Source organism: Acidovorax sp. GW101-11A03 (assembly GCF_059424825.1).
This window is the reverse complement of record NZ_JBWKZU010000035.1, coordinates 17388-42642: the sequence shown is the minus strand read 5'-3', so window position 1 is coordinate 42642 and position 25255 is coordinate 17388. Positions and strand designations below refer to the sequence as shown.

The 25255-nt window shown below is 66.0% G+C and carries 23 protein-coding genes; 10 read left to right on the top strand and 13 right to left on the bottom strand.

Annotated elements, in window-relative coordinates; genetic code table 11:
- Positions 1-11: 11 nt before the first annotated feature.
- Both AC07Z7_RS15460 and AC07Z7_RS15455 read right to left on the bottom strand, forming a co-directional pair.
- Positions 12-3050: an EAL domain-containing protein gene (locus AC07Z7_RS15460; protein WP_494766782.1), complete on the bottom strand. Its 3039-nt coding sequence runs from the start codon at positions 3048-3050 to the stop codon at positions 12-14.
- Between the two features lie 143 nt (positions 3051-3193).
- The gene (locus tag AC07Z7_RS15455) at positions 3194-4840 is read right to left on the bottom strand and encodes an HD family phosphohydrolase (protein WP_094290594.1); all 1647 of its coding nucleotides are present in this window, start codon (positions 4838-4840) and stop codon (positions 3194-3196) included.
- Between the two features lie 90 nt (positions 4841-4930).
- On the opposite strand from AC07Z7_RS15455, the gene trhO reads away from it, so the two are divergent.
- The 3 genes from trhO to AC07Z7_RS15440 all read left to right on the top strand — a co-directional run bounded on the left by trhO (position 4931) and on the right by AC07Z7_RS15440 (position 7002).
- Entirely contained in the window at positions 4931-5932 is a 1002-nt protein-coding gene (trhO, locus tag AC07Z7_RS15450) for an oxygen-dependent tRNA uridine(34) hydroxylase TrhO (protein ID WP_494766781.1), read from the top strand.
- Positions 5929-6600 (top strand): glutathione S-transferase, encoded by a 672-nt coding sequence (locus tag AC07Z7_RS15445; RefSeq protein WP_494766780.1) that lies wholly within the window; start codon positions 5929-5931, stop codon positions 6598-6600. Before trhO ends, AC07Z7_RS15445 begins: the two co-directional genes overlap by 4 nt.
- Positions 6601-6783: 183 nt before the next feature.
- Complete coding sequence (locus tag AC07Z7_RS15440; RefSeq protein ID WP_494766779.1) at positions 6784-7002, top strand: hypothetical protein; 219 nt, start codon at positions 6784-6786, stop codon at positions 7000-7002.
- Between the two features lie 132 nt (positions 7003-7134).
- On the opposite strand, the gene AC07Z7_RS15435 is transcribed toward AC07Z7_RS15440, so the two are convergent.
- From AC07Z7_RS15435 to AC07Z7_RS15410, 6 genes are all read right to left on the bottom strand, one after another.
- Positions 7135-7671, bottom strand: a complete 537-nt coding sequence (locus tag AC07Z7_RS15435; protein ID WP_494766778.1) for a disulfide bond formation protein B — start codon at positions 7669-7671, stop codon at positions 7135-7137.
- Positions 7672-7727: 56 nt separating this feature from the next.
- A complete protein-coding gene (locus tag AC07Z7_RS15430) occupies positions 7728-8852 on the bottom strand; it encodes a sulfate/molybdate ABC transporter ATP-binding protein (protein WP_094290590.1) in 1125 nt (374 codons plus the stop codon).
- A 13-nt stretch (positions 8853-8865) separates the two neighbouring features.
- Positions 8866-9768, bottom strand: coding sequence for a sulfate ABC transporter permease subunit CysW (cysW, locus tag AC07Z7_RS15425; protein WP_094290589.1), 903 nt, complete (start codon positions 9766-9768; stop codon positions 8866-8868).
- On the bottom strand, positions 9765-10634 hold the full coding sequence (cysT, locus tag AC07Z7_RS15420) for a sulfate ABC transporter permease subunit CysT (RefSeq protein ID WP_063461773.1): 870 nt from the start codon (positions 10632-10634) through the stop codon (positions 9765-9767). The genes cysW and cysT overlap by 4 nt, the downstream gene beginning before the upstream one ends.
- Positions 10635-10671: 37 nt before the next feature.
- Positions 10672-11676, bottom strand: coding sequence for a sulfate ABC transporter substrate-binding protein (locus tag AC07Z7_RS15415; RefSeq protein ID WP_094290587.1), 1005 nt, complete (start codon positions 11674-11676; stop codon positions 10672-10674).
- 209 nt (positions 11677-11885) lie between these two features.
- Positions 11886-12470 carry an RBBP9/YdeN family alpha/beta hydrolase gene (locus AC07Z7_RS15410; RefSeq protein WP_494766777.1) on the bottom strand — a complete coding sequence of 195 codons (585 nt, stop codon included), beginning with the start codon at positions 12468-12470 and terminating at the stop codon, positions 11886-11888.
- A gap of 190 nt (positions 12471-12660) precedes the next feature.
- Here AC07Z7_RS15410 and AC07Z7_RS15405 point away from each other — a divergent pair, with 190 nt between their 5' ends.
- Genes AC07Z7_RS15405 through AC07Z7_RS15395 form a run of 3 tightly spaced genes read left to right on the top strand, consistent with a single transcriptional unit; the run spans position 12661 to position 15306 of the window.
- Positions 12661-13578, top strand: coding sequence for a hypothetical protein (locus AC07Z7_RS15405; RefSeq protein ID WP_494766776.1), 918 nt, complete (start codon positions 12661-12663; stop codon positions 13576-13578).
- A 22-nt stretch (positions 13579-13600) separates the two neighbouring features.
- Entirely contained in the window at positions 13601-14215 is a 615-nt protein-coding gene (locus AC07Z7_RS15400; protein ID WP_494766775.1) for a sigma-70 family RNA polymerase sigma factor, read from the top strand.
- Positions 14212-15306, top strand: a complete 1095-nt coding sequence (locus tag AC07Z7_RS15395; protein WP_494766774.1) for an ankyrin repeat domain-containing protein — start codon at positions 14212-14214, stop codon at positions 15304-15306. Before AC07Z7_RS15400 ends, AC07Z7_RS15395 begins: the two co-directional genes overlap by 4 nt.
- A 60-nt stretch (positions 15307-15366) precedes the next feature.
- Here AC07Z7_RS15395 and AC07Z7_RS15390 read toward each other — a convergent pair whose 3' ends face one another.
- Together AC07Z7_RS15390 and AC07Z7_RS15385 are read right to left on the bottom strand one after the other, a co-directional pair.
- Entirely contained in the window at positions 15367-16236 is an 870-nt protein-coding gene (locus AC07Z7_RS15390; RefSeq protein WP_494766773.1) for an HDOD domain-containing protein, read from the bottom strand.
- Between the two features lie 218 nt (positions 16237-16454).
- Positions 16455-17402: a LysR family transcriptional regulator gene (locus AC07Z7_RS15385; protein WP_094290730.1), complete on the bottom strand. Its 948-nt coding sequence runs from the start codon at positions 17400-17402 to the stop codon at positions 16455-16457.
- A gap of 131 nt (positions 17403-17533) precedes the next feature.
- Between AC07Z7_RS15385 and AC07Z7_RS15380 the strand changes: the two genes are divergently transcribed.
- Positions 17534-18178, top strand: a complete 645-nt coding sequence (locus AC07Z7_RS15380; RefSeq protein WP_137748926.1) for an FMN-dependent NADH-azoreductase — start codon at positions 17534-17536, stop codon at positions 18176-18178.
- A gap of 118 nt (positions 18179-18296) precedes the next feature.
- Here AC07Z7_RS15380 and AC07Z7_RS15375 read toward each other — a convergent pair whose 3' ends face one another.
- From AC07Z7_RS15375 to AC07Z7_RS15365, 3 genes are all read right to left on the bottom strand, one after another.
- A complete protein-coding gene (locus AC07Z7_RS15375) occupies positions 18297-20627 on the bottom strand; it encodes a putative bifunctional diguanylate cyclase/phosphodiesterase (RefSeq protein ID WP_494766772.1) in 2331 nt (776 codons plus the stop codon).
- A gap of 266 nt (positions 20628-20893) precedes the next feature.
- Positions 20894-21730, bottom strand: a complete 837-nt coding sequence (locus AC07Z7_RS15370) for a MetQ/NlpA family ABC transporter substrate-binding protein (protein WP_494766771.1) — start codon at positions 21728-21730, stop codon at positions 20894-20896.
- 231 nt (positions 21731-21961) lie between these two features.
- On the bottom strand, positions 21962-23050 hold the full coding sequence (locus tag AC07Z7_RS15365) for a DUF6817 domain-containing protein (protein WP_494766770.1): 1089 nt from the start codon (positions 23048-23050) through the stop codon (positions 21962-21964).
- A 318-nt stretch (positions 23051-23368) separates the two neighbouring features.
- Here AC07Z7_RS15365 and AC07Z7_RS15360 point away from each other — a divergent pair, with 318 nt between their 5' ends.
- The 3 genes from AC07Z7_RS15360 to AC07Z7_RS15350 all read left to right on the top strand — a co-directional run bounded on the left by AC07Z7_RS15360 (position 23369) and on the right by AC07Z7_RS15350 (position 25234).
- Positions 23369-24046: a helix-turn-helix domain-containing protein gene (locus tag AC07Z7_RS15360; RefSeq protein WP_494766769.1), complete on the top strand. Its 678-nt coding sequence runs from the start codon at positions 23369-23371 to the stop codon at positions 24044-24046.
- Positions 24043-24603 (top strand): GNAT family N-acetyltransferase, encoded by a 561-nt coding sequence (locus AC07Z7_RS15355; RefSeq protein WP_094290579.1) that lies wholly within the window; start codon positions 24043-24045, stop codon positions 24601-24603. Before AC07Z7_RS15360 ends, AC07Z7_RS15355 begins: the two co-directional genes overlap by 4 nt.
- Positions 24604-24868: 265 nt before the next feature.
- Positions 24869-25234: a hypothetical protein gene (locus AC07Z7_RS15350; protein ID WP_494766768.1), complete on the top strand. Its 366-nt coding sequence runs from the start codon at positions 24869-24871 to the stop codon at positions 25232-25234.
- The last annotated feature ends 21 nt before the right edge of the window (positions 25235-25255 follow it).

Below are 25255 nucleotides of genomic sequence, written 5' to 3'. Positions count from 1 at the left end.
CCCGCCAGTGCCTACACCGTGGGAGTGGCCAGCGCGGGGTGTGCGGCGTGCGGCTGATCCAGGTGGTAGCCCTGCACCATGTCCACGCCCAGTGTTTTCAGCATGTCCAGGATCTCCTGGCTCTCCACAAACTCTGCCACCGTGCGCCGGCCCAGCCCACGGGCCACGTCGATGATGGCGCGGACAAACACCTGGTTGTCGTGCTCGCGGGTGAGGTTGCGAATGAACAGCCCGTCGATCTTCAGCACATCCACCTTGAGGTGCTTGAGGTAGGCAAACGACGCAAATCCCGTCCCGAAGTCGTCCAGGCAGACCTGGCACCCCGTGTGGCGCAAGGTGTCGATGAACCGCTCGGCGTCGCGCAGGTCCGACACCGCCGAGGTTTCCGTCAGCTCCACCAGCAAACGCTGGGGCGCCACACCCGCCGCCTGCAGCTGGGCCGCGATGTAGGCAGGCAGGCTGGGGTCATCGAACGAGCGCGCCGAGATGTTGATGGCCAGTGCAGGCAGCAGCGGCTGCGCACCCAGCAAGGCAATGCTCTCGCGCGCCACCCAGCGGTCGATCTCCAGGATCTTGCCGCTTTTTTCCGCGTAGCCGATGAACTGCATGGGCCCGATCAGCCGCGTGGCATCGGCCTCGTCCCGCATGCGCACCAGCACCTCCAGGTGGGCCAGTTCCCCGGTGGTGGCGTCATACACCCCTTGGTAGTGCAGGCGCAGCAGGTTTCTTTCGAGTGCCCGGGAGATGCGCTCGTTCCAGGCCAGGCGGGTGATCGTCTCTTGCGACGCGTGGTGGTCGGGCCGGTAGACGGACCAGCAGTTCTTGCCCAGGTGCTTGGCCTGGTACATCGCGGCATCCGCATGGGCCACCAGGTCTTGCGCGTTGTCGGCATGCTGCGGCGCCAGGGCAATGCCCAGGCTGGTGGTCAGCCTCAGGTTCTGCCCGTCGATGCACAGCGGGCCCTGCGAGATCGCGCGGACGATGCGCTCGGCCAGGCGCTGCGCGTCCTCCACCGAGGCATGGGGCATCAGCACCGCGAACTCGTCGCCCCCCAGGCGGCACAGGGTTTCGGTCTGGCGCACCAGCGCCTGCACATCGCTGCCCACGCGCACCAGCACCGAATCGCCGATGCGGTGGCCAAAGGTGTCGTTGATGGCCTTGAATTCGTCCAGATCAAAAAACAGCAAGGCGCCCTGGCGGTCGTGCTGATCACGCCGATCGAGCCGATCGGGCTGGCCATGCCGGTCGAACTCGCGGAAAAAGCGCAGCAACTCGTCTTCAAACCTGCGCCGGTTGTACAGGCCCGTGAGGGCATCCCGCTCGGCCAGGTAGATCAGCTGCGCGGCCGTCTTGCGCTCGCGCGTCACATCCTCGTGGATGCAGAGCCTGCCGATGAGTCGCTTGTCGCTGTCATGCACAGGGTGCGACGTCAGCAGCAGGGTCTGCCCGTCGCCCAGGTCCATCTCGTACCGGCTGGACAGCCCGGGCGCCGTCAGCGCCTCTTGCGCGTGGCGTGCCAGGGCCGCCAGGGACGGCGGACCATGCCCCACCGCCTGGAAGATGTCGCAGGCCGGGCGGCCCACAAACGACGCTTCATCGCCCTCTATGCGCCAGATCTTCAAGAACGCGGGGTTGCAGTAGGTCACCTGGTTCTCGGCCGTGACAAAGAGGATGCCCAGCTTCATGGCCCCCAGAAGCGCAAACAGGCGGGCCCGCTCCTCCTCCAGGCTCACCATGTACTGGCGCCGCTCGTCCACCTCGGTCTGCAGGGCCTGTGCATGCGCTGCCGCCATGGCGCGCTTCTGGGCCAGCTCGGACACCATGCCGTCAAAGGCCCGGGCCAGGCGGCCCAGTTCGTCGTCGGTGCCCAGTGCCACGGGGGTCGGCGTCTGTCCCTGGCCCAGGGTGTCCACAGCCTCCGTCAGGCGCTGCAGCGGGCGCACCACCAGCGTGTTCACCCTGCGGCGCATGGACCATAGCACCGGCATCAAGCCCAGCAGACCAATGCCACACAGGCCCAGCATGCCCCACATCACCAGGCCATCCACCCGCGACTGGGGCATGAGGTAGATCTGGTACCAGTGCGGCCCCCGGATGCGTGACCAGGCAATCCATTGCGTCCCGTCGGCACTCAGACCCGCGCCACGGTCGGCTTGCGCGTTCGACACCATGTGGTGCACCTGCTCCAGCAACGGGTCTTTCAGGCTGGCGATCTGAAGCTGTCCACTCGCAGCGGCGATTCGCTCCCTCAGGTCGGGATGGGAGATCAGGTCCCCCTCCGCACTCAGGATCAGTTGCACACCGACCTGGTCACGGCTGGCGGCCACGGCGTCGATCAGGGTCTCAATCGACAGGTCGTGGCCCACCGTGCCCACCCAGCGCCCCCGCCAGTCCAGGGGCTGGATCACCGACACCATCCAGGCCTTGGCCTGCTCGTCGAAATACACCGGCGTCCAGAAGATGCGCCGCTCCGAGTTGCGCTGGGGGTCGGCCCCCCGCATGGTGGGGTAGTCGGCGTTGCTCGCGTCTGCGGTGGCGCCACTGGCCCAATCGACACCGCGCGCATAGACCATCAGGCCATCTTCCACAAAATCCATGTACGCGGAAAAAAATGGCGGCACCAGCGCAGGCCCGCGCTCTCGCAGCAGGTCGTAGCTGACGGCCGCGCGCACGCGCGTGGACTCGTCCGGGCCATCGCGGCCATGGTGCAGGTACAGGGTGGGCGCATTGACCGTGTCCACTTTTGCGGGCCGAAGCCGCCACAGCCCGTCCGGCCCACGCGCAAACAGCTCATCGAACCGGCTCAGGGCCGCTTCGGTGTCGGCTGCACGCAGCCGCGTGAGCAAATCCTGCTGCAGATGTTGGGCGCTTTGTCCTGCCTGGATAAAAAGCCCCTCGACCGCCTGCGCGCGCAATTCCACCGCCTGGCGCATCACCAGTGGCACCACGCGATCGGCAACGGCACTCAGCGCCACATACCCCAGCACCGAAAGCAGGACCACCAAGCCCAGAAACAGGCCCCATATCGACAGGGACAGCCTGTGGATCACGGAAGTACGAAGCCTGGAGGTCAGCAAGCTAGGCCCCTCGAAAAGGTCAGGACACGGATGGGGCGACGGCCCAATCGTTTCAATATGTTAATGGAATCCAACAGAGGTGCACGCCCAGTGTGGCAGCCCCATGCGCGCCTCCTTCACGGCCTGCTCGCACCCTGGAACCCCAGCGCCTCAATGTCCACCCCATCCACCTGCCCCGCATCCAGAAATGCCTGGCCGTAGCGCAGGTACACCCCCTCGCGCACGAACACCTCGAACAGGTCGGGGTCGATGTGCCCGTTGTCGCGCATCCTGCACATGATGGCCAGCGCCTGCGACAGGGTCATGCCGCTCTTGTAGGGCCGGTCGGCGGCCGTGAGTGCTTCGAAGATGTCGGCAATGCCCATCATGCGGGCCTGCAGCGACATCTGGTCGCGCGTGAGGCCGCGCGGGTAGCCCTTGCCGTCCATGCGTTCATGGTGGCCCCCTGCGTATTCGGGCACGTTCTTGAGGTGGCGCGGCCAGGGCAGCGTCTCCAGCATCTTGATGGTGGCGACGATGTGATAGTTGATGGTGTCGCGCTCGGACTGGTTCAGCGTGCCTGCGCGGATGGTGAGGTTCTCCACCTCTTCGGCGCTCAGAAAGCTGGTCTGCACGCCCTGCGGGTTGCGCCAGTGGCGCATGGCGGCGATGTCGCGCACACGCTGCTGGTCCTCGGGGCGCATGGCCTCGGTGCCGGTGTTGCTGCGGCGCAGAAACTCGCGGTCTTCCTCCAGCGCGTGGATCTCGTGCTGCAGGGCCTGCAGCTCCTGCCCCTCGGCACGCGCATCCACCACGGGGCGCAGCGCCAGCTGGCGGCGCAGTGCGGCCAGTTCGGCATCGCGCTTGAGCACTTCAAACCGCGTGTCCACCAGGCCAATGCGGTCATAGATGGTCTGCAGCTTGGTGGCCTTGTCCACCACATGCACGGGCGTGGTGATCTTGCCGCAGTCGTGCAGCAGGCCCGCCATCTTCAGCTCGTAGCGGTCGCGGTCCGTCATGCTGAAACCCGCCAGCGGCCCCTCGCGCGTGGCATCCACGGCCTCGGCCAGCATCATGGTGAGGGCGGGCACACGCTGGCAGTGGCCGCCGGTGTAGGGCGACTTTTCGTCAATGGCCAGGTTGATGAGGTTCACGAACGATTCAAACAGGCGTTCGAGCTGTGTGATGAGCAGCCGGTTGGTGAGCGCAATCGCTGCCTGCGAGGCCAGCGACTCGGCCAGGCTCTGGTCGGCCTGCGAGAAGGTGATGACCTCGCCCGTGTCCGGGTCGCGCGCATTGATGAGCTGCAGTACGCCGATGAGTTCGCGGTCGTGGTTCTTCATGGGCACCGTGAGGAACGACTGCGACCGGTAGCCCGTGCGCTGGTCGAACGCCCGCGTGCCAGAAAAATCAAACCCCGCCGCGCTGTAGGCGTCGGCAATGTTCACCGTGCGGTCGTGGATGGCCGAATGCGCCGCCACCAGCGAATCGTTGGGTGCACCATCGGCCGTGCGCAACGGCAACAGCGGCAGGTCGATGGGCTTGCCCGTGGTGCCTCCCAGGCGGATGCCCAGCGAGTCGGTGCGCAGGATCTCGAACTTGAGCGCGGACTGGTCCTCCGTCACGCTGTAAAGTGTGCCCCCGTCAGCGCCGGTGATGGTCTTGGCCGCCTCCAGGATGTTCTCCAGCAGCCGGTCGATGTCCCGCTCGCGCGAGAGCGCCGCACCGATGCCGTTGAGCTGCTCCAGCCGGCGGAACAGATGGATCGTGGATTCCTTGCTCATACAACCACCTTGGAAACAGCGTTGGCGACCCTGCATCGTAACGAAAGGTGACAGCTATCATCACCCCCTTCTTTCAAAAACGCCCTTTTCGTGGACTCGGTCACACCCCGCTTTCTCACCGCCGCGCTCTACCAGTTTGTGGACCTGCCGGACTTTGCCACCCTGCGTGAGCCCCTGCAGTCCCTGTGCGACACCCACGGCGTGCGCGGCATGCTGCTGCTCGCGCCCGAGGGCATCAACGGCACCATTGCGGGCGAACCACAGGGCGTGCACGCCGTGCTGGCCTGGCTGCGCAGCGATGCACGCTTTGCCGCCCTGCAGCACAAGGAGGCACTGGCAGAACGCATGCCCTTCTACCGCATGCGCGTGCGGCTCAAGCGCGAGATCGTCACCCTGGGCGTGCCGGGCCTGAACCCCGCGCGCAATGCAGGCACCTATGTGAAGCCCGAAGACTGGAACGCCCTCATCGACGACCCCAGCGTGGTGGTGGTGGACACGCGCAACAACTACGAGGTAGGCATTGGCACGTTTGAGCGCGCCATCAACCCGCACACGCAGACCTTTGCGGAATTCCCGGCCTGGGTGGCACAGCAGTCGCAGCCGGGCGGCGTGCTGGCAGGCAAACCGCGCGTGGCCATGTTCTGCACGGGCGGCATCCGCTGCGAAAAATCCACCGCCTTCCTCAAGTCACAGGGCTTCGATGAGGTGTACCACCTCGAAGGCGGCATCCTCAAATACCTCGAAACCGTGCCCGAAGACGCAAGCCGCTGGCATGGCGACTGTTTTGTGTTCGACGAACGCGTTTCTGTCGGCCATGGCCTGGTGCCCGGCCACCACCAGCTGTGCCGATCCTGCCGCATGCCGCTGGGCGAGGCGGAACTGCAGTCGCCCCACTACGTGCCCGGCGTGAGCTGCCCTTACTGCCACGGCACCCGCACACCCGAGCAGGAGCGCGCGCTGGCCGAGCGCGAGCGGCAGATGCAGCTGGCCCGGCAGCGCGGGCATGAGCACATCGGCGCACAGCAGCCCGGCCGCCCCGCGCGCACTGCAACCAAGGACGCGGGTGACGACGGCAGGGATGACGCAACGTGACCGCCCTGCCCGTCCTCTACTCCTTCCGCCGCTGCCCTTACGCCATGCGCGCCCGCCTGGCCCTGGCCGTGGGTGGCCACACCTGCGAGCTGCGCGAAGTGGTGCTCAAGAACAAGCCCCAGGGCCTGCTGCTGGCCTCGCCCAAAGGCACGGTACCCGTGCTGGTGCTGCCCAGCGGCCAGGTGCTGGAGCAGAGCCTGGACATCATGCTGTGGGCGCTGGCGCAGCACGACCCCGAGGGCTGGCTCACCCCCAGCCACGGCAGCCCGCAGGACATGCTGGCGCTGATTGCCGAATGCGATGGCCCGTTCAAACAAGCGCTGGACCGGTGCAAATACCCCAGCCGCTACCCCGATGCCAACATCAGCGCAGAACGCGCCCGTGCCGTGACCTGGCTCAGCGCGCTGGAGGCGCGTCTCTCGCCGGATCAGCCCTTCCTGTTCGGCACCCGCGCAGCCCTGGCCGATATGGCGATTGCGCCTTTTGTGCGGCAGTTTGCGGGCATTGATGCGGACTGGTGGGCGGCGCAGCCCTGGCACCGCCTGCAAGCCTGGCTGGCTCAGTGGCAGGCCAGCGATCTTTTGGCCAGCGTGATGCACAAGCTGCCAGCGTGGGTGGATGGGACGGAGGGTGTGCGGTTCCCGCACTTGGTCGAGAGCACCGACTGAATCACTGGCCAAGGTTCTGCTTGAGATCAGGGCTCGGGGCACCATGTGCTTCAGACAACCCAAGCCTCACACCACACCGGCTACAGTGGCTGGAACGCGCCCTGCCTCAGCTTTGCGCCATCCAACACCCTGCCGGGCTTTGCGACTGCACAGCCACACCAAACAACCCTGGATTTGCCAAAGATGAAGATCATCGACGAGATGCTGAACCTGGACCTGCTCACCCACGAGCAGCACCTGCAAATCAGCGCATGGATCGCCCGCTCCTCGACTCCTGAGGAAATACTGCAAATGCCTGCGCCGCTGTGGCAGGCCGTGGAGCGTGCCAGCCAGGCCATGGGCATCGACGAGGACCTTCTGCGTCCCCCCTCCCTGGACGCTGGTGGCGCTGTTTTTGTCTGACCGCCCCCATTGCACCCGCTCAGACACCTGGAGCGGCTGGTGTCTCTTTGGCGGGCTGACCAAGGCCCATCACCTGCCCTCAAACAAAAAGCGCTCCGAAGAGCGCTTTTTTTCTGAGCCAGACCGAGAGGATCAAGCCATTGAGTAGCCCGAGCTGCTCTTGTTGCCGCCCGTCAGCCCACGCACCAGCAGCGCCAGCAGCACCACCGCAAACCCCACAAAACAAACGAACGACCAGTTGGCAATCGAACCACCCAGGAAGGTCCAATCAATCGCAGCACAGTCGCCCGAGCCCCGGAAGATCATGGGGATGGCGCGGCTGATGGGGTAGTTTTCGATCATGCCGTAGAAGTCGCGGCCGCAGGTGGCGACTTCGGGTGGGTACCACTGCAGCCAGCTTTGGCGGGCCGCCACAAAGGCGCCGAAGCCGGAGGCGATCAGGGCCAGCACGCCCCAGCCCATCCACCAGCCTTTTGAGGCCCTTGCGCTTGCCAGGCCTGTAAAGATTGCTACACCTATGAGAGCATACCGCTGCACGATGCACATGGGGCATGGCTCCAGGCCCACCACATGCTGCAGGTACATGCCAAAAGCCAGCATGGCCACGCAGGCCGCACTGATCAGCGCCAGCACGCGGCGCGGGGCCTGATCCATCCAGTTCAACAACATCTTTGTTATCCCTCAAGGCCGCGCGGCAACTGGCGCGGCGTCCCAGGGGAAACAGCTCAGATACCAGCGGCGTGATCCAAGAACACTCGGGCGCGGCGTGGTGTGACCACCAGCGTTTCGCCCTCTTTGAAACCCATTTCCTTGAACTGCTGCGCAGGGATCTGCGCTTCGATCAGGGATTCTGGGGACGCATTGTCCGCTGGTTTGTGGTCGTCGGTCGGAATAAGTTCCAGCCGCGCAATCGGCCCCACCACAATGGCGCGACTCAGCTGGGCCACGATGCCACGTGGGCGGCCTTCGGCGTCCAGTCCCGCGCCGGGGGAGTAGCGCTCCACGTCCAGGTCGTGCGGGCGCACATAGGCAAAGGCCTTGGCGTTCTGCGCCGCCTGGTGTTCGGGCGAATCGAGCTGCATGCCTTCCAGGTGCACCAAGCCCTCGTGGGCGCGGCCATGGAACAGGTTCACATCGCCCAAAAAGCCGTACACGAAGGGGCTGGCGGGCTGGTCCCACACCTGCTGGGGCGAGCCGCTTTGCTCGATCTTGCCCTGGTTGATCACCACCACGCGGTCGGCCACTTCCAGGGCTTCTTCCTGGTCGTGGGTCACGAAGATGCTGGTGACGTGCAACTCGTCGTGCAGGCGGCGCAGCCAGCGGCGCAGTTCCTTGCGCACTTTGGCGTCCAGGGCACCGAAGGGCTCGTCGAGCAGCAGCACCTTGGGCTCCACCGCCAGGGCGCGGGCCAGGGCAATGCGCTGGCGCTGGCCGCCGGACAGCTGCGAGGGGTAGCGCTCGGCCAGCCAGTCCAGCTGCACCAGCTTGAGCAGATCCATGACCTTTTTCTTGATCTGCGCCTCGCTCGGGCGCTCGCTGCGCGGCTTGACACGCAGGCCAAAGGCCACGTTCTCGAACACGGTCATGTGGCGGAACAACGCGTAGTGCTGGAACACAAAGCCCACGTTGCGCTCGCGCACATGCACGTCGGTCGTGTCTTCGCCGCTGAAGTGGATGGTGCCCACGTCGGCTGTCTCCAGGCCCGCGATGATGCGCAAGAGCGTGGTCTTGCCGCAGCCCGAGGGGCCGAGCAGCGCAATGAGTTCGCCAGACTGGATGTCCAGGCTCACATCGCGCAGCGCCTGGAAGTCGCCGAACTGCTTGCTGACGTTACGGATTTCAATGCTCATGTTCTGTTTTCCTTCACACACCAGCGGGCGCGGGGCGCTCGGGCGGCAATTCGGCGGCGGCCTTCAGGGCCTGTTCATTGCGGTGTTCGGCGATGGTCTTGATGACCAGCGTGACCAAGGCGAGCAAGGCCAGCAGCGAGGCTGCGGCAAACGCGGCCACCGACTGGTACTCGTTGTAGAGAATCTCCACGTGCAGCGGGATGGTGTTGGTCTGGCCCCGGATGTGGCCCGACACCACCGACACCGCACCAAACTCGCCCATGGCGCGCGCATTGCACAGGATCACGCCATACAGCAAGCCCCACTTGATGTTGGGCAAAGTCACGTACCAGAAGGTCTGCCAGCCGCTCGCACCCAGCACGATGGCGGCCTGCTCCTCGTCGTTGCCCTGGGCCTGCATCAGCGGGATCAGCTCGCGGGCGATGAACGGGAACGTAACGAACACAGTGGCCAGCACGATGCCCGGCACGGCAAAGATGATCTTGATGTCATGCGCCGCCAGCCACGGGCCAAACCAGCCCTGCGCGCCAAACATCAGCACATAGATCAAACCAGCCACCACGGGCGACACCGAAAACGGCAGGTCCACCAGCGTGGTCAGGAACGCCTTCCCCTTGAACTCGTACTTGGCGATGCACCAGGCCGCCGCCACGCCGAACACCAGGTTCAGCGGCACCGCGATCAGCGCGGTGATCAGCGTGAGCTTGATGGCCGACCAGGCGTCGGGTTCGCGCAGGCCTTCCAGATACGCGCCAAAGCCCTTGCGCAGCGCCTCGGCAAACACGGCGGCCAGCGGCAGCACCAGGAACAGCAGCATGAAGCCGAGTGCCAGCGTGATCAGTGTGTAGCGCACCCATGGCGCTTCGGTCGTGCCCGCCTGTGCGCGGCGAGTGGTTCGGGAATTGTTGCCGCTCATGCCGGAGCCCCCGCGTGGCGGCGCTGCCAGGCTTGCAGCGCGTTGATGATGAGCAGCAGGATGAAGGAGATGACCAGCATCACCACGGCCACGGCCGTAGCACCTGCGTAGTCGTACTGCTCCAGCTTGCCAATGATGATGAGGGGCGTGATCTCGGACACCATGGGCATGTTGCCCGCGATGAAGATCACCGAACCGTATTCACCCACCGCCCGCGCAAACGCCATGGCAAAGCCGGTGAGCAGTGCGGGCGTGATGGAGGGCAGGATGACCTTGGTGAAGGTCTGCAGGCGCGTCGCGCCCAGGCAGGTGGCGGCTTCTTCCAGCTCCTTCTCGGCGTCTTCCAGCACGGGCTGCACGGTGCGCACCACAAATGGCAGGCCGATGAAGATCAGCGCAATCACGATGCCTGCTGGCTTGAACGCGAGCTGGATGCCCATGGGCTCCAGGATGCTGCCCACCCAGCCGTTGCCGGCCAGCAAGGCCGTGAGCGAGATGCCGGCCACGGCAGTAGGCAGCGCAAAGGGCAAGTCCACCAGCGCATCCACGATCTTCTTGCCCGGGAACTTGTAGCGCACCAGCACCCAGGCGATCAGCAGGCCAAACACCAGATTGACCAGCGCCGCAAGGAATGAGGCCCCAAAAGTGAGCCGGTACGACGCCATCACGCGCGGTGCGCTGATGGCTGCCCAGAACTGCTCCCAGGTGAGGGTGAAGGTCTTGAAGATCAGTGCCGACAACGGGATCAGCACGATGATGCTCAAGTAGAAAAGGGTGTAGCCCAGTGACAGCCCGAAACCGGGCAGCACGCGCTTGGGCGCGCGCCGTCCGGCCGGGGCTGCGGCCACAGCGGTCGCAGTGGTCATAGATGCAGTGGTGAGTCGGGAGAAGCGCTGCGCCTGCTTACTTGGCGCCGGGCGTGTACAGCTTGTCGAACTGGCCGCCGTCATTGAAGTGCACCTTCTGCGCTTCGGTCAGCGAGCCGAAGTACTTGGCCACCGTGAACTGCTTGAGCGGCTTGAAGGTGTCGGCGTACTTCTTGAGCACGGCCTCCGACCGGGGGCGGATGGCGTGCTTGGCCGCGATCTCCTGCGCTTCTTCAGAGTACAGGTAGTCCAGGTAGGCCTTGGCCAGCTGGGCCGTGCCCTTCTTGGCCACGGTGCGCTCCACGACGGCCACGGGGTTCTCGGCCACCACGCTCACCGAGGGGTAGATCGCATCGACCTTGCCGGCGCCGAATTCGCGGTCGATGGAGACCACTTCGGATTCAAAGGTGATCAGCACATCGCCCTGGTTGCGCTGCAGGAAGGTCGCCGTGGCATCGCGGCCGCCCTTGGCCAGGATGGGCACGTTCTTGTACAGCTTGCCGACAAACTCGGCGGCCTGCGCCTCCGTGCCGCCCTTTTCGCGCACGGCGCCCCAGGCGGCCAGATACGCATAGCGGCCGTTGCCGCCGGTCTTGGGGTTGACCACGATCACCTGCACGCCGGGCTTGATCAGGTCGTCCCAGTCCTTGATGTTCTTGGGGTTGCCGTTGCGCACCAGGAACAGCATGGTCGAGGTGGTGGGCGATGCGTCGTGCGGGAACTTCTTGGTCCAGTCCTTGGCGACCACGCCGTTGTCGGCCAGGAACTGCACGTCGGTGGTGGTGTTCATGGTCACCACGTCGGCGGCCAGGCCATCGTTCACGGCGCGGGCCTGGGCGCTCGATCCAGCGTGCGACTGGTCGATCTTCACGTCCTGGCCGGTGGTCTTCTTGTAGTGCGCGGCAAAGGCGGCGTTGTAGTCCTTGTAGAACTCGCGGGCCACGTCGTACGACACGTTGAGCAGCGAATTTTGTGCGGCAGCCATGCCACTGGCGGCCAGGGCCAGCGAGGCCAGGAGGGTCTTGAGTTTCAAAGAAGTCATGGTGGTGTCGCCCAAAAAATTGCTGGAGATGCCGGATTGTGCGGAGACGCTCTTAAAACTCAAAAGAATATATTCTTGTTAAATAATCAACTATTGGCATATAGATTGTTGATGGCCTGCGCACGGCAGATAGCTGCCGCATTGTTCACATCAAAAAGAGCCTCTTCCGCCTGACCAGCAAGGCTTTTTAGCTATATAAAATATAGCAATCAAAACGCGGAAGGCTGGGGGTGCGCGTGGGTGACAGCAGGCGGCTGGGCGGTGGGCCCATCTGCCAGCGACTGCAGCAGTGCCCAGCCCAGGGGCCATTCGCCATGGCCTGAATCGATGTTGATGTGCCCCGCGTTCTGCATGCGCACAAACTCGCTGCCCCAGGCCCGCGCATAGGCGCCTGCCAAGCGGATGGGGCAAAACGGGTCGTTGCTGCTGGCCACCACGATGCTGCGGTAAGGCAGCGCAGCATAGGGCACGGGTGCAAAGTCGCTCAGGATGGCGCGGCGCTCCGGGTCGGCGGGGGCCACCAGCAGCGCACCACATACCTTGGCGGCGGCCTCGGGCCCCATGTGGTTGGTGGCAATGCAACCCAGGCTGTGGGCCACGATCACCACGGGGTGCGGCGCGGCCAGCACAGTCTTTTCGAGCTGGCTCACCCAAGCCGAGCGCGTGGGCGTGATCCAGTCGTCCTGCACCACGCGGCGGGCGTTGGGCAGGCGCTCGGCCCACAGGCTCTGCCAGTGGCCGGGGCCCGAGTCGCGCCAGCCGGGGACGATGATGATGGAGGTGTTAGGGGTCACAGGGCTGGCATTCTGCGAGCCGCCCTTTAAAACCCAAACGACTTAATTCTTGTTATTTAATCGCCAAATCATCTAAAAACCACCCATTTCCCTCCGCAGCCGGGTCTTTGGGATTTTTTCGCCCGCTTCAACCCCATCCGCCCGCCCCGTTCGTTTCACCCAGCACCACCACTTTTTTGATGGAGCTGCCATGAAACCCCGTGCCTTCACCCTGTCCACCCTCCCCGCCATCACCGCCCTGGCCACACTGCTGGGCCTGGCCCACCTGCCCGCCCAGGCGATTGGCCGCCTGGCCGACGTGACCATCGTGGACCGCGACACCGGCGCCACACTGCCCGTGCACTACGCCCGAGGCGAGTACTGGGTGGCCGGGCGGCCCGGGGCGCGTTACGCCATCAGCGTGCGCAACCGGCTGGGCGAGAGGGTGTTGGCCGTGCCCTCGGTGGACGGCGTGAATGTGCTCAGCGGCGAAACGGCTGCCTGGGACCAGCGCGGTTATGTGTTCTCGCCGCACGAGCGCTACCAGATCACCGGCTGGCGCAAGAGCGACAGCCAGGTGGCGGCGTTCGAGTTCTCTCACATCGCCAACTCGTATGCCGCACGCACGGGCCGCCCTGCCCATGTCGGCGTGATTGGCGTGGCGCTGTTCCGCGAACAGCCGCCGGTGCCTCTGCCCGCGCCTGCCATCACCCCCGAGCCCTACGGCCAGCGCCGCGACAACGGCCTGGGCCTGGGGCGCTTGCGCGAGGAACCGGCATCGCCCGCAGCCGCTGGGGCTGCCGGTGAGCCTGCTGCCCCGGCCCCCTCGGCCGAGGCAGAGTCTTCTGCCCGCTCGCAATCTGCCGACAGTGTGGCCAAGGCCGCCCCCATGCCATCGGCCAAGCTGGGCACGGCACACGGCCAGCGCGAGACCTCGGTCGTCACCCACACCACCTTCACGCGCCTGCAGGAGCAGCCCAATGAAATCATCAGCATCCGCTACGACAGCCGCGAGAACCTGATCGCCAGCGGCGTGATCCGCGAGCCCATCGCCCGGCCCTACATGCCCCCGGTGCCCCGCGCGTTTCCGCAGTCGGACAACCTGTCGTACGTACCCGACCCACGGTAGGCCTGGCCCGGCTCGTGAGCGCATGGGGGTTTCGCATAATGCCCGGGTGCCTGCCGCCCCACCCTCTGACGATGCCCACGACGCCGACGAAGCGCTGATGCTGCGCTACGCCGGGGGCGACATGGCCGCGTTCGAACGGCTCTACGCAAGGCACGAACTGGCTGTGTGGCGGTTTGTGTTTCGCAGCGTGAAGGTGCAGGCGGTGGCCGACGACCTGCTGCAGGACGTGTGGTTTGCGGTGGCGCGCAATGCCGCCCGTTACGAGGTGAAGGCCAAGTTCCGCACCTGGCTGTTCACCCTGGCGCACCACCGGCTGGTGGACCACTTGCGCACCACCAAGCACCACACCAGCCTGGACGCCAGCGACGACGATGCGCGCACACTGGCCGACACGCTGGTGGCCGACTCGGGCTTCGGGCCTGTGCGGCAGCTGCAGTCGCGCGAGCAGGCGGCCGCACTGATTGCGGCGGTGGAGCAGCTGCCGCTGGAGCAGCGCGAAGCCTTCCTGCTGCAGGCCGAAGGCGACCTGAGCGTGCAGGAGATCGCCGAGGCCACCGGCGTGAACTTTGAAACCGCCAAGAGCCGCCTGCGCTACGCGCGGGCCAGCCTGCGCCAGCACCTCAAGGAGTTTGTATGACCCGGCAGGACGACGAACTGGTCCGGCGCTACCACGAAGCCAGCAAGCAGGAAGGCGCCCGCCCCGGCGCGCATGTGCGCGAGGCCGTGCGCGCGCATGCGCAGATGGTGGCCACGGCTGCGGCACCGGCATCAGCCGCCCCAGTGGCAACCCCTGCCGCCAACCAGGCCCGCTGGAAAGTTTCAGCCTTGGCCACCTTGGCCGTGGTGGGGCTGACTGGCTTGCTGATGCTGCAGTTCGAGCGCGGCACGCCCGAAGAGCGAGACACCGCTTTCAGCCACCGCCGGACCGAGATGCCAGCACCTGCCGCCCCTGCGCCAGTGGCCCCACCCGTGCCCCAGCCACTGGCAGAGCCCCCATCGGCCACCCCGCCTTCGCCCGAAAGCGCGCAGAAAAGTGCGCGGAACAGCACCGGCCCATCGGCTGACGCCTTGCACTCCAGGCCCGCCACGAAAGTCCCCCCCACACCTGCACAGACACCGGCACCCGCGCAGCCCGTGGCCAAGGCGGCACCCGCATCGCCTTCGGCCACGGAAGCGGAAGCCCTGACAGCGCCCCGTGCAGCCGGGGCCCCCTCCGGCTTCCCCGCCTCCCCCCCCCTGCCCTCGACGGCTGCAGCCCCCCGCGCCGAATCCGGTGCCGAAAGGCGCGAGCGCGCACCCGCCTCCGCTGCACCAGCCGTTCAGGAATCAGCCCCGACAGCCGCAGCCGCTCCCGCCGCAGCACCCGCCGCCCGCAGCCCGCTGGCTGACTCTGCAGCGCGCGACCACAGCACGGCTGATGCAGCCCCTGCCATGCAAAAAAATCTGGGCGCGGCTGTGTCCAGCACCATCTGGGAAGCCGCCCGCAGGGGCCATGCCCAGCAGGTCGAAGCACTCGTGCAACAGGGCACACCGGTGGATACCCGCGACCCCGCAGGGAAAACCGCCCTGATGCTGGCCGCCATGAACGGCCACACCGCCACCGTGCAGAGGCTGCTGGCGCTGCGCGCCAACCCCACGCTGGTGGACCGCGAAGGTCTGAATGCGGTGCAGCTTGCGGCCCAGCAAGGACACACGCGCCTCGCAGAGCTGCTGGAAGCAGCGCGCTGAGAGCGGCGTAAACGGGCTCAGCCCGAAGGGGTCTTCCGATGTATCAGCCGCGCACCGGGATCAGAACCGCACCGCCTCAAACGCCGGGTGCAGCGCATCGATCCAGTGGTCCAGCTCATCCTGCGTCACATGCAGGTGGTCCATGCAGGCCTGGCCGTGCTGGTTCCACTCGCGCGTGGGCGCCAGGCCGTCGTGCTGGTTGACCAGAAACTCGGCCAGCAGGCCCAAGGCCACCAGGTGGCGCACGGTGGGGTCGAAGCGTTCGTCATTCAGGCAGGCGAAGTCGTGGTGCAGCCAGATGGCCTGGGCCACGTCGCCTGGCAGGTGCCAGGTGCGCGCCACGATGGCGCCCATCACGGCATGGTCGGTGCGGTGGCTGGCGTTTTCGGTCTGGGTGAAGGTGCGGTCCTTGCGGGCCAGCGCCTCGGTCACGGTGCCTGCGTAGCCGCGCACAGCCTTCACCAAAACGGGCATGCCCACGTGGCAGAACAGGCCAAAGCTGTAGCCCAGGCCGGGGTCAAAGCTGTAGAGCTGGTGGCCGATGTGCTCGCAGGCAATGGCGCGGCGCTGAGAGCTTTCCCAGAAGTGGTCGAGCAGGGGCGAGCGCACCTGCAGCGCGTTGCGCGTGATGAAGGCGGACATCAGCTCCACCGCAGGGCGCAGCCCCAGCACGGTGAGCGCCATGCCCACCGTCTGTACCGGCTGGGCCAGGCCATAGAGCGGGCTGTTGGCCAGCCGCATCACGGCGGCGGCCAGGGCTACGTCCGAGGCGGCCAGCTGCTCCAGTGCTGCAGCGTCCAGCTCGGGCTCGGCCATGATCTGCTGCAGGCGCAGCAGCGACTCGGGGCATGGCGGGATCACGATGGCGCGCACGGCGGGATGCGCGCGGGCTTGCCGGATGTCTTGGTCGATGGAGTGAGAAGCGGTCACAAAGGCCCAGTTCCGGGCCGTTCCGCGCAGCGCCACACCCAGTGACGCCCAGGTGCGCTGTGGTGCAGGAAGGAAGGCAGCCCAAACAGTTGCAATTCGTTGCATTGTGGGGCCAAAAAAGCGCGCGGCGGGCGCCGTCCCACGGGGGCGCACGGTCTTTGTGGCGACCGCTTGCCAAGCACCTCACAAGGTGCCCCCGGGTGCACCGAATTGCCCCGTCAGATATCGGCGCCGTCCATCCCTTGCAGTGCCTGGCGCGTGCTCAGGCTGCTGCGCCCCGGCATGGCCTCACCCAGAAAATCCAGAAACCGCCGCACCGCAGGCGACAGCCCCCGGCGCGACGGGAACACCGCATGCACGATGGCGGGCGCAGGTGCCCAGTCGGGCAACACGCGCACCAGCTTGCGCTCGCGCATTTCGTCTTGGCACATGTAGTCGGGCATCCAGCACACGCCCGTGCCCGCCACGGCGGCGAACTTGAGCGTGAGCAGGTCGTCGGCCACGTAGCGCGGCGTGTGCTGCACCACCTGGTGCACACCGCCCGGGCCAATCAGGTTCCAGGTTGATCGACCGTCGGGCGCCGACATGGCAATGCTGTCGAGTTGGGCCAGGTCTTCCAGCGTCTTGGGCGTGCCCTGGCGGATCAGCAGCTCGGGGCTGGCCACCAGGATCTGGGTGGTGTGGTCGAGCCTCTTGACGACCATGCTGCCGCTGTCGTCCACCGAGGGGCGCACGCGCAACGCCACGTCGATGCCCTCTTCCACCAGGTTTACGGCGCGGTTGCTCACCAGCATGTCGATGCGCACCTCGGGGCAACTCGCCAGAAACCGCGGGATCAGCTCGGCCACCACGGTCTGCGCCAGCGTGACGGGGCAGCTCACGCGGATGGTGCCGCGCGGCACGGTCTGCACCTGGGCCACCGTGTCGGCCGCCGCCTGGGCCGATTCGCGCATGGCCTGGCAGTGGCGCAGGTAGGCCTCGCCCACCTCGGTCAGCGAAAGCTTGCGGGTGGTGCGCTGCAACAGGCGCACGCCCAGGTGGGTCTCCAGGTCGGACACGCGCCGCGACAGGCGCGACTTGGGGATGCCCAGCGCACGGCCCGCTGCGGCAAAGCCGCCGCGCTCCACCACTTCGGCGAAATAGAGCATGTCGTTGAGGTCTTGCATAAAGTACATCGTCCTACTGATAGAACAATCTATCGCAAGTTCACCACCTTATCAACATTTTGATGAATCTTCACAATTCATCCCATGGCCACACGCTGTGGCTCCGATCCACAGAACCCCAGGAGTTCCTCATGCAACTGCTTCACATCGACTCCGCCATCACCGGCGAACAATCCGTGTCCCGCCAACTGACGGCCCGCACCGTGGCCGCCTGGCAAGCCGCCCACCCCGGCACCACCGTGCAATACCTGGACCTGGCCCAGCAGGCGCCCTCGCACCTGTCGGCCCAGTCGCTCGGTTTCCGCACCGGCCAGGCTGCCGCCACCGAGGCAGAGCGCGCTGAAAACGCACTGTCCGAAGCCCTGGTGAGCCAGTTCCTGGCCTCCGACGTGATCGTGATTGGCGCGCCGCTGTACAACTTCTCCATCCCCAGCCAGCTCAAGGCCTGGATTGACCGCCTGGCCCAGGCTGGCCGCACCTTCAAGTACACCGACAAGGGCCCCGTGGGCCTGGCCGGTGGCAAGACGGTGATCGTGGCTTCGACCCGTGGCGGCGTGTATTCGACCAGCGAAGGCGGCCAGGCCATGGAGCACCAGGAGAGCTACCTGAAGGTGGTGTTCGGCTTCTTCGGCATCACCGACGTGCGTTTTGTGCGCGCCGAAGGCGTGGCCATGGGCCCCGACGCCAAGGCCGCCGCCCTGGCATCGGCCGATGTGGAGATCAGCAGCCACACCAGCGTGGCCGCCAACCAGGCGCGCGTGTCGCAGGTGGCATAAACCGCAGGTGGCTTCAGCAGCGGCCGCCCATCCAACACCCGGCCACTTGCCGGGTGTTGCGCTTTGGGGATCACGATTCAAAGAAAAATCGGCCCTACCGCCCGTCCATCATGCCTTGCTAGCTATCATTTTTGACAGCCTGCGCCAACAAGCCATCTACTGCGGGCCGCAGCCAGTGCCGCGCAAGATCCTCTGGCGCCAAGGCAGGCGCAAACAGCCAGCCCTGAAACCGCTGGCAACCCATCTTGACCAAAAGCTGCCACTGCGCTTCGGTCTCCACCCCTTCGGCCACCACCTCCAGGCCCAGCGCGCGGGCCAGGGCGTTCACGGTGGCGCAGATCTCGCGGTCGTTCGGGTCCACCACGATGTCGCGCACAAACTCCTTGTCGATCTTCAGCTCGCTCACCGGCAGGCGCTTGAGCTTGACGAGCGACGAGTGCCCGGTGCCAAAGTCGTCGATAGAGAGCGCAAACCCGGCGTTTTTCAGGTCCAGCGCGATGGCATAGAGCGATTCGTCCAGCAGCTGTGATTCGGTGATCTCCAGCACCAGGCTGGCGGGCGCCACCCCGGCGCGCTGCGCAATGCCCAGCAGGGCCTGCGCAAACCCCGGCTCGCGCAGCTGGATGGTGGACACATTGACCGACACCACCGGCACCTGCCAGCCCTCGGCGCGCCACTGCGCCACCTGGCGGCAGGCGGATTCGAACACCCACAGCCCCATGGGCACGATGAGTCCACTTTCCTCGGCCAGGGGGATGAACTCGTCGGGCGGCACCGGCTTGCCGTCTACCGACCAGCGCAGCAGCGCCTCGGCCCCCACCGTCTGGCGCAGGTGGTTGAGCTGCGGCTGGTACACCAGCGTGAACTCGCCGCCTTGCAGCGCGCCATGCAGGCGGCGGCGCAGCTCCAGCCGGGTGCGCGTGGCCTGGGTGAATTCCTCGATGTAGAAGCGGTACGAGCCCCGCCCCGCACTCTTGGTGGCATGCAGGGCCGAATGCGCGTGCCGCACCAGTTCCACGCTGTCGGCCGCATCGTCGGGGAACAGGCTGATGCCGATGCTGGCACCCATGTACTGCGCACCCACCTCCGACAGCTCCCAGGGCCGCGCCAGCCCCTCCAGCAGCGTGGTGGCCAGCTGCGCCAGCACGGTGCGCGATGCGGGGCGCTGCAGCATCACCGTGAACTGGTCATTGGCCAGCCGCGACACCAGCCCCTGCCCTTCGAGCAGCAGGTGAATGCGCTGCGCCACCTCGCTCAGCAGCGCATCGCCCACGCGGTGGCCGTAGGTTTCATTCACGCTCTTGAAGTGGTCCAGGTCGATCAGCAGCAGCGCCACGCAGCGGTCGGGCGTCTGCGCGTACCGCCCGGCCTCGGCCACGGCGCGCTCCAGCGCGTCTTCAAAGTAGCGGCGGTTCGGCAGACCCGTAAGGGCGTCGAAATGCGCCACGTGGTAGAGCCGCTCTTCATTGCGCAGCACCGCCGCCTCGGCCGTGCGCAGGCGGTTGAGCAGGCCCACCACAATCGCCTGTCGCAGCGCCGCCAGCAGCAGCACCAGCAGGCAGCACACCAGGATGAGTGCCTGCACGCCCTCCCGCCCGTCGGGGGTGATGATGAAAAGCCGCACCAGGGTGACGCCCGCCAGCCCCATCGCCACCAGGGGCACGTAGTTCATGGCCTGGTCGCAGCGCAGGCGGTAGTCCGGGTCGTCCGACACCTCAAACCGCAGCCCGCGCGCGCCCCAGCCCAGGGCCAGCGCGGCCAGGCTGAAACTGGCGTTGAACACCATGCCCGGCAACACCTCGCCGCGCAGCAGCATCAGGTTCCACTGCATCCAGCTCAGGCCATAGCCCAGCATGCCCACCAGCACCAGCAGGTGGGCCCGCGTGACGCGCACACCCACCGTGGGCATGGCCAGCGCCGTCACGCCCGCCGCCGTCAGGTACACGGCCGGGTACAGCAGCAGCACCGTGGCCACGGCCAGGGGCTGCTCCTGGCCCGAGGGCAGGTAGATCACCAGGGTAAAAGCCAGCAGCGCCAGCACGGCGCCGCCAAAGTCCAGCGCTGCGGGGTAGGCGCGGTCTTTGGAAAGCCGCGCAAACGTGGCGCGGATCACCGTGGCAGCCCACAGCGGCCCCACGCTCAGAAAGAAAAGGTCGGCGGGCGCCGGGAACGGGTTCCAGTCCAGCGCCACCTGCAGGTTCCACACCAGCTGCCCGGCCAGCACCAGCACCGTGCCCACCCACAGCCCCGTGTGCAGCAAGCGGTGTGCAGGCGGCACCTGCGCCCGCCCCCGCCAGGCCCAGAAGGCCGACAGGCCAAACGCCAGCGTCCAGGAGGCGTTGTCAAAAAACAGCCTGAGCGACACATCCTGCACCCAGAGCGACGCCACAAACAGCAGCAAGGCTGCGCCCAGCCAGACCGCTGTGAGGGCTCGTTCGGCGAAGGGCATGGGGGTGGATGGGCGGGGTGTTACCGAAGGTTACCCTTCCATTGTGGATGCACCCGCTGGGGCGCCGTTTCCCCAGCGGGGCGCTGGGATACTGGGAAGATGCGGCTGCTACAAACACGATAGCAACAAACGCTTGATGGAAAGGCGACAGGGCCTGATTTCATTCAGATTTTTGAGCACTGCCCGCTCTCTCCCACAAGGAGAGAGCGAGTCACACCAGGCAAGCACAGCCCCGTTCCATCACAGGGTGTACTGAGCGTGCAGCCTCAGAACCCTGGCAGCACCGAGCCCTTGAACTCGGCCTGGATGAACTTCTTCACTTCTTCCGAGTGGTAGGCCTTCACCAGCTTGGCCACCCAGGGCTTGTCCTTGTCGGCTTCGCGCACGGCGATCAGGTTGACGTAGGGGCTCTTGGCGTTTTCCTGCGCAATCGCGTCCTTGCCGGGGTTCAGGCCGGCCGACAGCGCAAAGTTGGTGTTGATGGCCGAGGCATCCAGATCGTCCAGCGAACGGGGCAGCTGGGCGGCGTCGAGTTCCACGAACTTGAGCTTCTTGGGGTTGCTCACCACGTCCAGCGGCGTGGCCTTCAGGCCTGCGCCGTCACGCAGCTTGACCAGGCCCTTGTCCTGCAGCACCAGCAGCACGCGGCCGCCGTTGGTGGGGTCGTTGGGGATGCCGAACTTGGCGCCTTCCTTCAGGTCTTCCAGCTTCTTGACCTTCTTGGAATACAGGCCGATGGGGAAGTTGACGGTGTAGCCCACCGCCGCAAACTTGTAGCCCCGGTCGGCAATCTGGGCGTCCAGGTAAGGCTTGTGCTGGTAGCTGTTGGCGTCCAGGTCGCCCGCCGACAGCGCGGCGTTGGGCTGCACGTAGTCGCTGAACTCGATGATCTGGATCTTCAGGCCGTCCTTCTCGGCGACCTTCTTCACCTGCTCGAAGATCTGCGCGTGGGGGCCACCCGTCACGCCGATCTTGAGGGGCTTGTCCTGGGCGATCGCGCCGGTGGAGAAAGCGGCGGCGGCAGCCAAAGCCAGGGCAGATTGCAGGAGGAGGCGCTTGTTGTTGTTCACAGGGAAAACCTTTCGTAAAGAGATGGAACGCATCCTAGGGTTTTCCCGTTAAAACCGGAACAACTAAGTTTTCATTTCATTACAACTCATTCGAATAAGAAGATAAGACCCGTGCCCTGCCCCCACCTCATGAAACTGGCGCGCGCCCGGCGAGGGCAGCCGAGCAAGGGCCGCCCCGCTGCGAGGGCTGCGTCCCCTTCCGGAATCGCGCAGCGATTCGAGAGAAGGGGGAAGTGGCGCAGCCACTCAGGGGGATGTTCCAAGTCAGCCCCGTAAAGCTACGTTATTGAGCTTGTCCAGCCGCTCGGGCCAGGTGCCCTCCACCGTCGCGCCCTGCAGCAGGATGCGCGTCCAGGCCACCCAGGCGTCCCACTGCACGCGCTTGTCCCACGCATTGCCCCAGGCGCTGAACAGGTGCAGCGCGCTCTCGGCGGCGGCCTTGGCGTCGTCCTTGCGGCCGGCCGACAGATACAGCTGGGCCAGCACCATCTGCGGCTCGCCCACCCAGGGGTTGTGGCGCACGGCGCTTTCCAGCACACCGGTGGCCACATCCAGGTCCACCAGCGGCTGGTCTTGCTGGATGACCGACCAGTACAGCGACGTGGCCGCCGCCTCGTTGGCCGCAGACAGGTACTGCGAGCAGTGCGCAAACACGGGCGGCATGGGCAGCACATCCTTCAGCCCCGGGTGCTGCAGCGCCTTGGCCAGCCCGTTGATCTGGTGCACCATGCGCCCCGACGGCCGCATGGGCCCAGGCCAGAGCGACGCGGCCCAGTGCGCCTTCTGGTTGCGGTGCTGCACCTCGGGGAAGCGCGAGAAGATATCGTCCTGCCAGCTGAACCACTGCTCGATGGTGTCGGCCATGCTCACGATGATGAAGGCCGCCACCTCGTAGGGCGTGAGCACATGGTCCTGCCCGTCTTTTTGCAGCACCAGGCTGCCGTCGGCCTCCAGCGCGTGGGCCAGCACCTTTTGCACAAACTGCGTGCGCGACTGGGTGCAGAACAGGTAGACCAGGTGCTCGGCCGACTCGCCCGCAATCTCGCGCACCCGGGCGCGCTCCTTGGCGGGGTCGAACTTCACCAGGTCCACAAACGCGTTGCCATACACGCTGTGCAGCAGCCCCAGCAGGCGCACATCGCGCGGCTGCTGCCACACGGTCAGCGTGCGTGTCACGCCCACCAGGTGATGGCGAAACGTGCCCGCCTTGTGCCAGTCCTGCCCCACATTGCGCGCCAGCACGGTAGGCAGCACGGGGGCCAGCTCGGGGTCGCGGGTCAGCCACTCGTCGTCCAGCAGCGGCAAAGCGCGGGCAAACAGGTCGGCATCCAGGGGGTGAAGCGGCAGGGTCATGGCGGGGTGTCTCCGATGTTCTCGTGCGATCAAACCCATCAGGCCCATCGGGTGGGCCGAATGGATCGGCGGGTGGGTGAGGAAAAATGCAAAGTACACACAGTATCAGCATCGACCCGGGCCCGCGCCAGCGGGCACACCCTATTTTTACAAGGAGAAATGGACTCTACCGCCCGACTGGATTGCCTAGTAAGCTATCAAAAATATAGTAAACACCGATAACGCAGCGCACACCGGCATTCCGTATCGCGCCACGCCACCCCGGTGGAGTTCAGAAATTTCCAGTTTTATGGATTTCATTTCCATTAAACTGCCGCCATGGACATCCACCACCACATCGCCCAGCGCCTGCGCGAACTGCGCAGCGCCCGGGGCTACTCGCTCGACGCCCTGGCCGAACGCAGCGGCGTAAGCCGCTCCAACATCTCGCTCATCGAGCGCGGCGAAAGCAGCCCCACGGCGGCCGTGCTCGACAAACTGGCCATCGGCCTGGGCGTGGCGCTGGCCTCGTTTTTTGACGAGAGCGCCGATGGCGGTGCAGCCCATGAAGGTGCCGCAGCCCCCTCTCCCCACATCCGCGCCGCCGACCAGCCCCGGTGGCAAGACCCCGCCTCGGGCTACGTGCGCCGCCGCCTCTCGCCCCCTGCGCCCTCGCCGCTGCAGCTGGTGGAAGTCGTCTTCCCCCCCGGCCAGCGCGTGGCCCTGGACTCGGCCGTGCCCGGCGCCGAGATCCACCAGCAGGTCTGGCTGCTGGAAGGCCGCATGGAACTGACCGTGGGCGACACCCTCTGGCCGCTGGCCGCAGGCGACTGCCTGGCCATGCAGCTGAACCAGCCCATCGTGTTCCACAACCCCGGCGCCACGCCTGCGCACTACCTGGTGGTGCTGGCCACGGTCATGCCCTTTGCACCGCTCGCGCCACTCGCCCCGCGCAGCCAGCCGCCTGCGCGCGTGACAAAGACCATCACCCCACCCACCGCCCGGAGAAAACCATGACCGCCGCCGTCCGCCACGCACCAGCCCAGCCCCCATCCGCCACCACCATCCGCCGCCTGGGCCCCAATGAAGCTGCTGCCAGCGTGGGCGCGCTGGCCGATGTGCTGATCGACTGCGTACACGGCGGCGCCTCGGTCAGCTTCATGGCGCCCCTGCCGCGCGACAAGGCCCTGGCCTTCTGGCGCAACGTGGCCGACGGCGTGGCGCGCAACGAACGCGTGCTGCTGGTGGCCGAAGACGCCAGCGGGGCCATCCTGGGCACCGTGCAGCTCATCACCGCCATGCCCGACAACCAGCCCCACCGCGCCGACGTCGCCAAGATGCTGGTCCACCGCCGCGCCCGCCGCCAGGGCATCGCCCAACAGCTCATGGCCGCCGTGGACGACGCTGCACGCGCCGAGCGCAAAACCGTGCTGGTGCTCGACACCGTCACCGGCGGCGACGCCGAGCGGCTGTATGAACGCGCGGGTTGGCAGCGCGTGGGCGTGGTGCCGGACTACGCACTGATGCCGGATGGGGCGTTGTGCGGGACGACGTTTTTTTGCAAGAGGGTGTGAGGGGGCTGCGCGGGGCGCGTCGCCGCAGTGGGCCGGTGGCTTGGGGTTGCCCGTTTGGCGCCCAAGTTTCGACTGTTCGCGGGCTATAGTCCGCTCGTTGCAAGCCTGCCGGGTTTCTTGGATTTTTTATGCCTTGGTTCACTCAGGGCGCAACGACTGCAAACCCAGGCTGCAAGCCATGCTCAGGAGGAATCGGTGTCCAGAATACCCCGGACGACCCAGCTTATCCCGCAGGTTTTGCGGTCTCAATTACGTTAAACCGCATATGGCGACTTCTTCATCTTGCGAAACAAACTGGCTTGGGACACCCGTGTCGGTCACGGCGAAACTCGTGCCACGCTACGCTTGGCAATCAGCTTCAATTGATGTCGCCGTAAACGGGCGCTTGGTTCTTAAAACCGGAGGCGTCTTTAAGCCCGTTGGAAAACATGCCGAGACTTTCGCATCTGACGACATTGAACACAGCGTAGAAGTAACTTGGGGCAAAGCGGCACTGCGTTCCTTCCCGTTTAGTCTGAGTATCGATGGCATGCCGGTTCTGGAGTCTCGCGTCCCCATATCCAACTGGTGGCTCGCACTATGGCCCTGGGCATTTATCGTCGCCTTTGTCGGCTGGCGCTTATCGTCATGAGCTACTGCTGGTTTAACTGGT

Bases quoted from the DNA above. Each gene is read 5' to 3' on its own strand.
- AC07Z7_RS15455 (WP_094290594.1), bottom strand. From the start codon at position 4,840: ATGAGCAAGGAATCCACGATCCATCTGTTCCGCCGGCTGGAGCAGCTC.
- AC07Z7_RS15380 (WP_137748926.1), top strand. From the start codon at position 17,534: ATGCAACTGCTTCACATCGACTCCGCCATCACCGGCGAACAATCCGTG.
- cysT (WP_063461773.1), bottom strand. From the start codon at position 10,634: ATGACCACTGCGACCGCTGTGGCCGCAGCCCCGGCCGGACGGCGCGCG.
- AC07Z7_RS15370 (WP_494766771.1), bottom strand. From the start codon at position 21,730: ATGCGTTCCATCTCTTTACGAAAGGTTTTCCCTGTGAACAACAACAAG.
- AC07Z7_RS15355 (WP_094290579.1), top strand. From the start codon at position 24,043: ATGACCGCCGCCGTCCGCCACGCACCAGCCCAGCCCCCATCCGCCACC.
- AC07Z7_RS15375 (WP_494766772.1), bottom strand. From the start codon at position 20,627: ATGCCCTTCGCCGAACGAGCCCTCACAGCGGTCTGGCTGGGCGCAGCC.
- AC07Z7_RS15435 (WP_494766778.1), bottom strand. From the start codon at position 7,671: ATGTTGTTGAACTGGATGGATCAGGCCCCGCGCCGCGTGCTGGCGCTG.
- AC07Z7_RS15415 (WP_094290587.1), bottom strand. From the start codon at position 11,676: ATGACTTCTTTGAAACTCAAGACCCTCCTGGCCTCGCTGGCCCTGGCC.
- AC07Z7_RS15350 (WP_494766768.1), top strand. From the start codon at position 24,869: ATGGCGACTTCTTCATCTTGCGAAACAAACTGGCTTGGGACACCCGTG.
- AC07Z7_RS15385 (WP_094290730.1), bottom strand. From the start codon at position 17,402: ATGCAAGACCTCAACGACATGCTCTATTTCGCCGAAGTGGTGGAGCGC.
- AC07Z7_RS15430 (WP_094290590.1), bottom strand. From the start codon at position 8,852: ATGAGCATTGAAATCCGTAACGTCAGCAAGCAGTTCGGCGACTTCCAG.
- AC07Z7_RS15395 (WP_494766774.1), top strand. From the start codon at position 14,212: ATGACCCGGCAGGACGACGAACTGGTCCGGCGCTACCACGAAGCCAGC.
- AC07Z7_RS15440 (WP_494766779.1), top strand. From the start codon at position 6,784: ATGAAGATCATCGACGAGATGCTGAACCTGGACCTGCTCACCCACGAG.
- AC07Z7_RS15360 (WP_494766769.1), top strand. From the start codon at position 23,369: ATGGACATCCACCACCACATCGCCCAGCGCCTGCGCGAACTGCGCAGC.
- cysW (WP_094290589.1), bottom strand. From the start codon at position 9,768: ATGAGCGGCAACAATTCCCGAACCACTCGCCGCGCACAGGCGGGCACG.
- AC07Z7_RS15365 (WP_494766770.1), bottom strand. From the start codon at position 23,050: ATGACCCTGCCGCTTCACCCCCTGGATGCCGACCTGTTTGCCCGCGCT.
- AC07Z7_RS15405 (WP_494766776.1), top strand. From the start codon at position 12,661: ATGAAACCCCGTGCCTTCACCCTGTCCACCCTCCCCGCCATCACCGCC.
- AC07Z7_RS15400 (WP_494766775.1), top strand. From the start codon at position 13,601: ATGGGGGTTTCGCATAATGCCCGGGTGCCTGCCGCCCCACCCTCTGAC.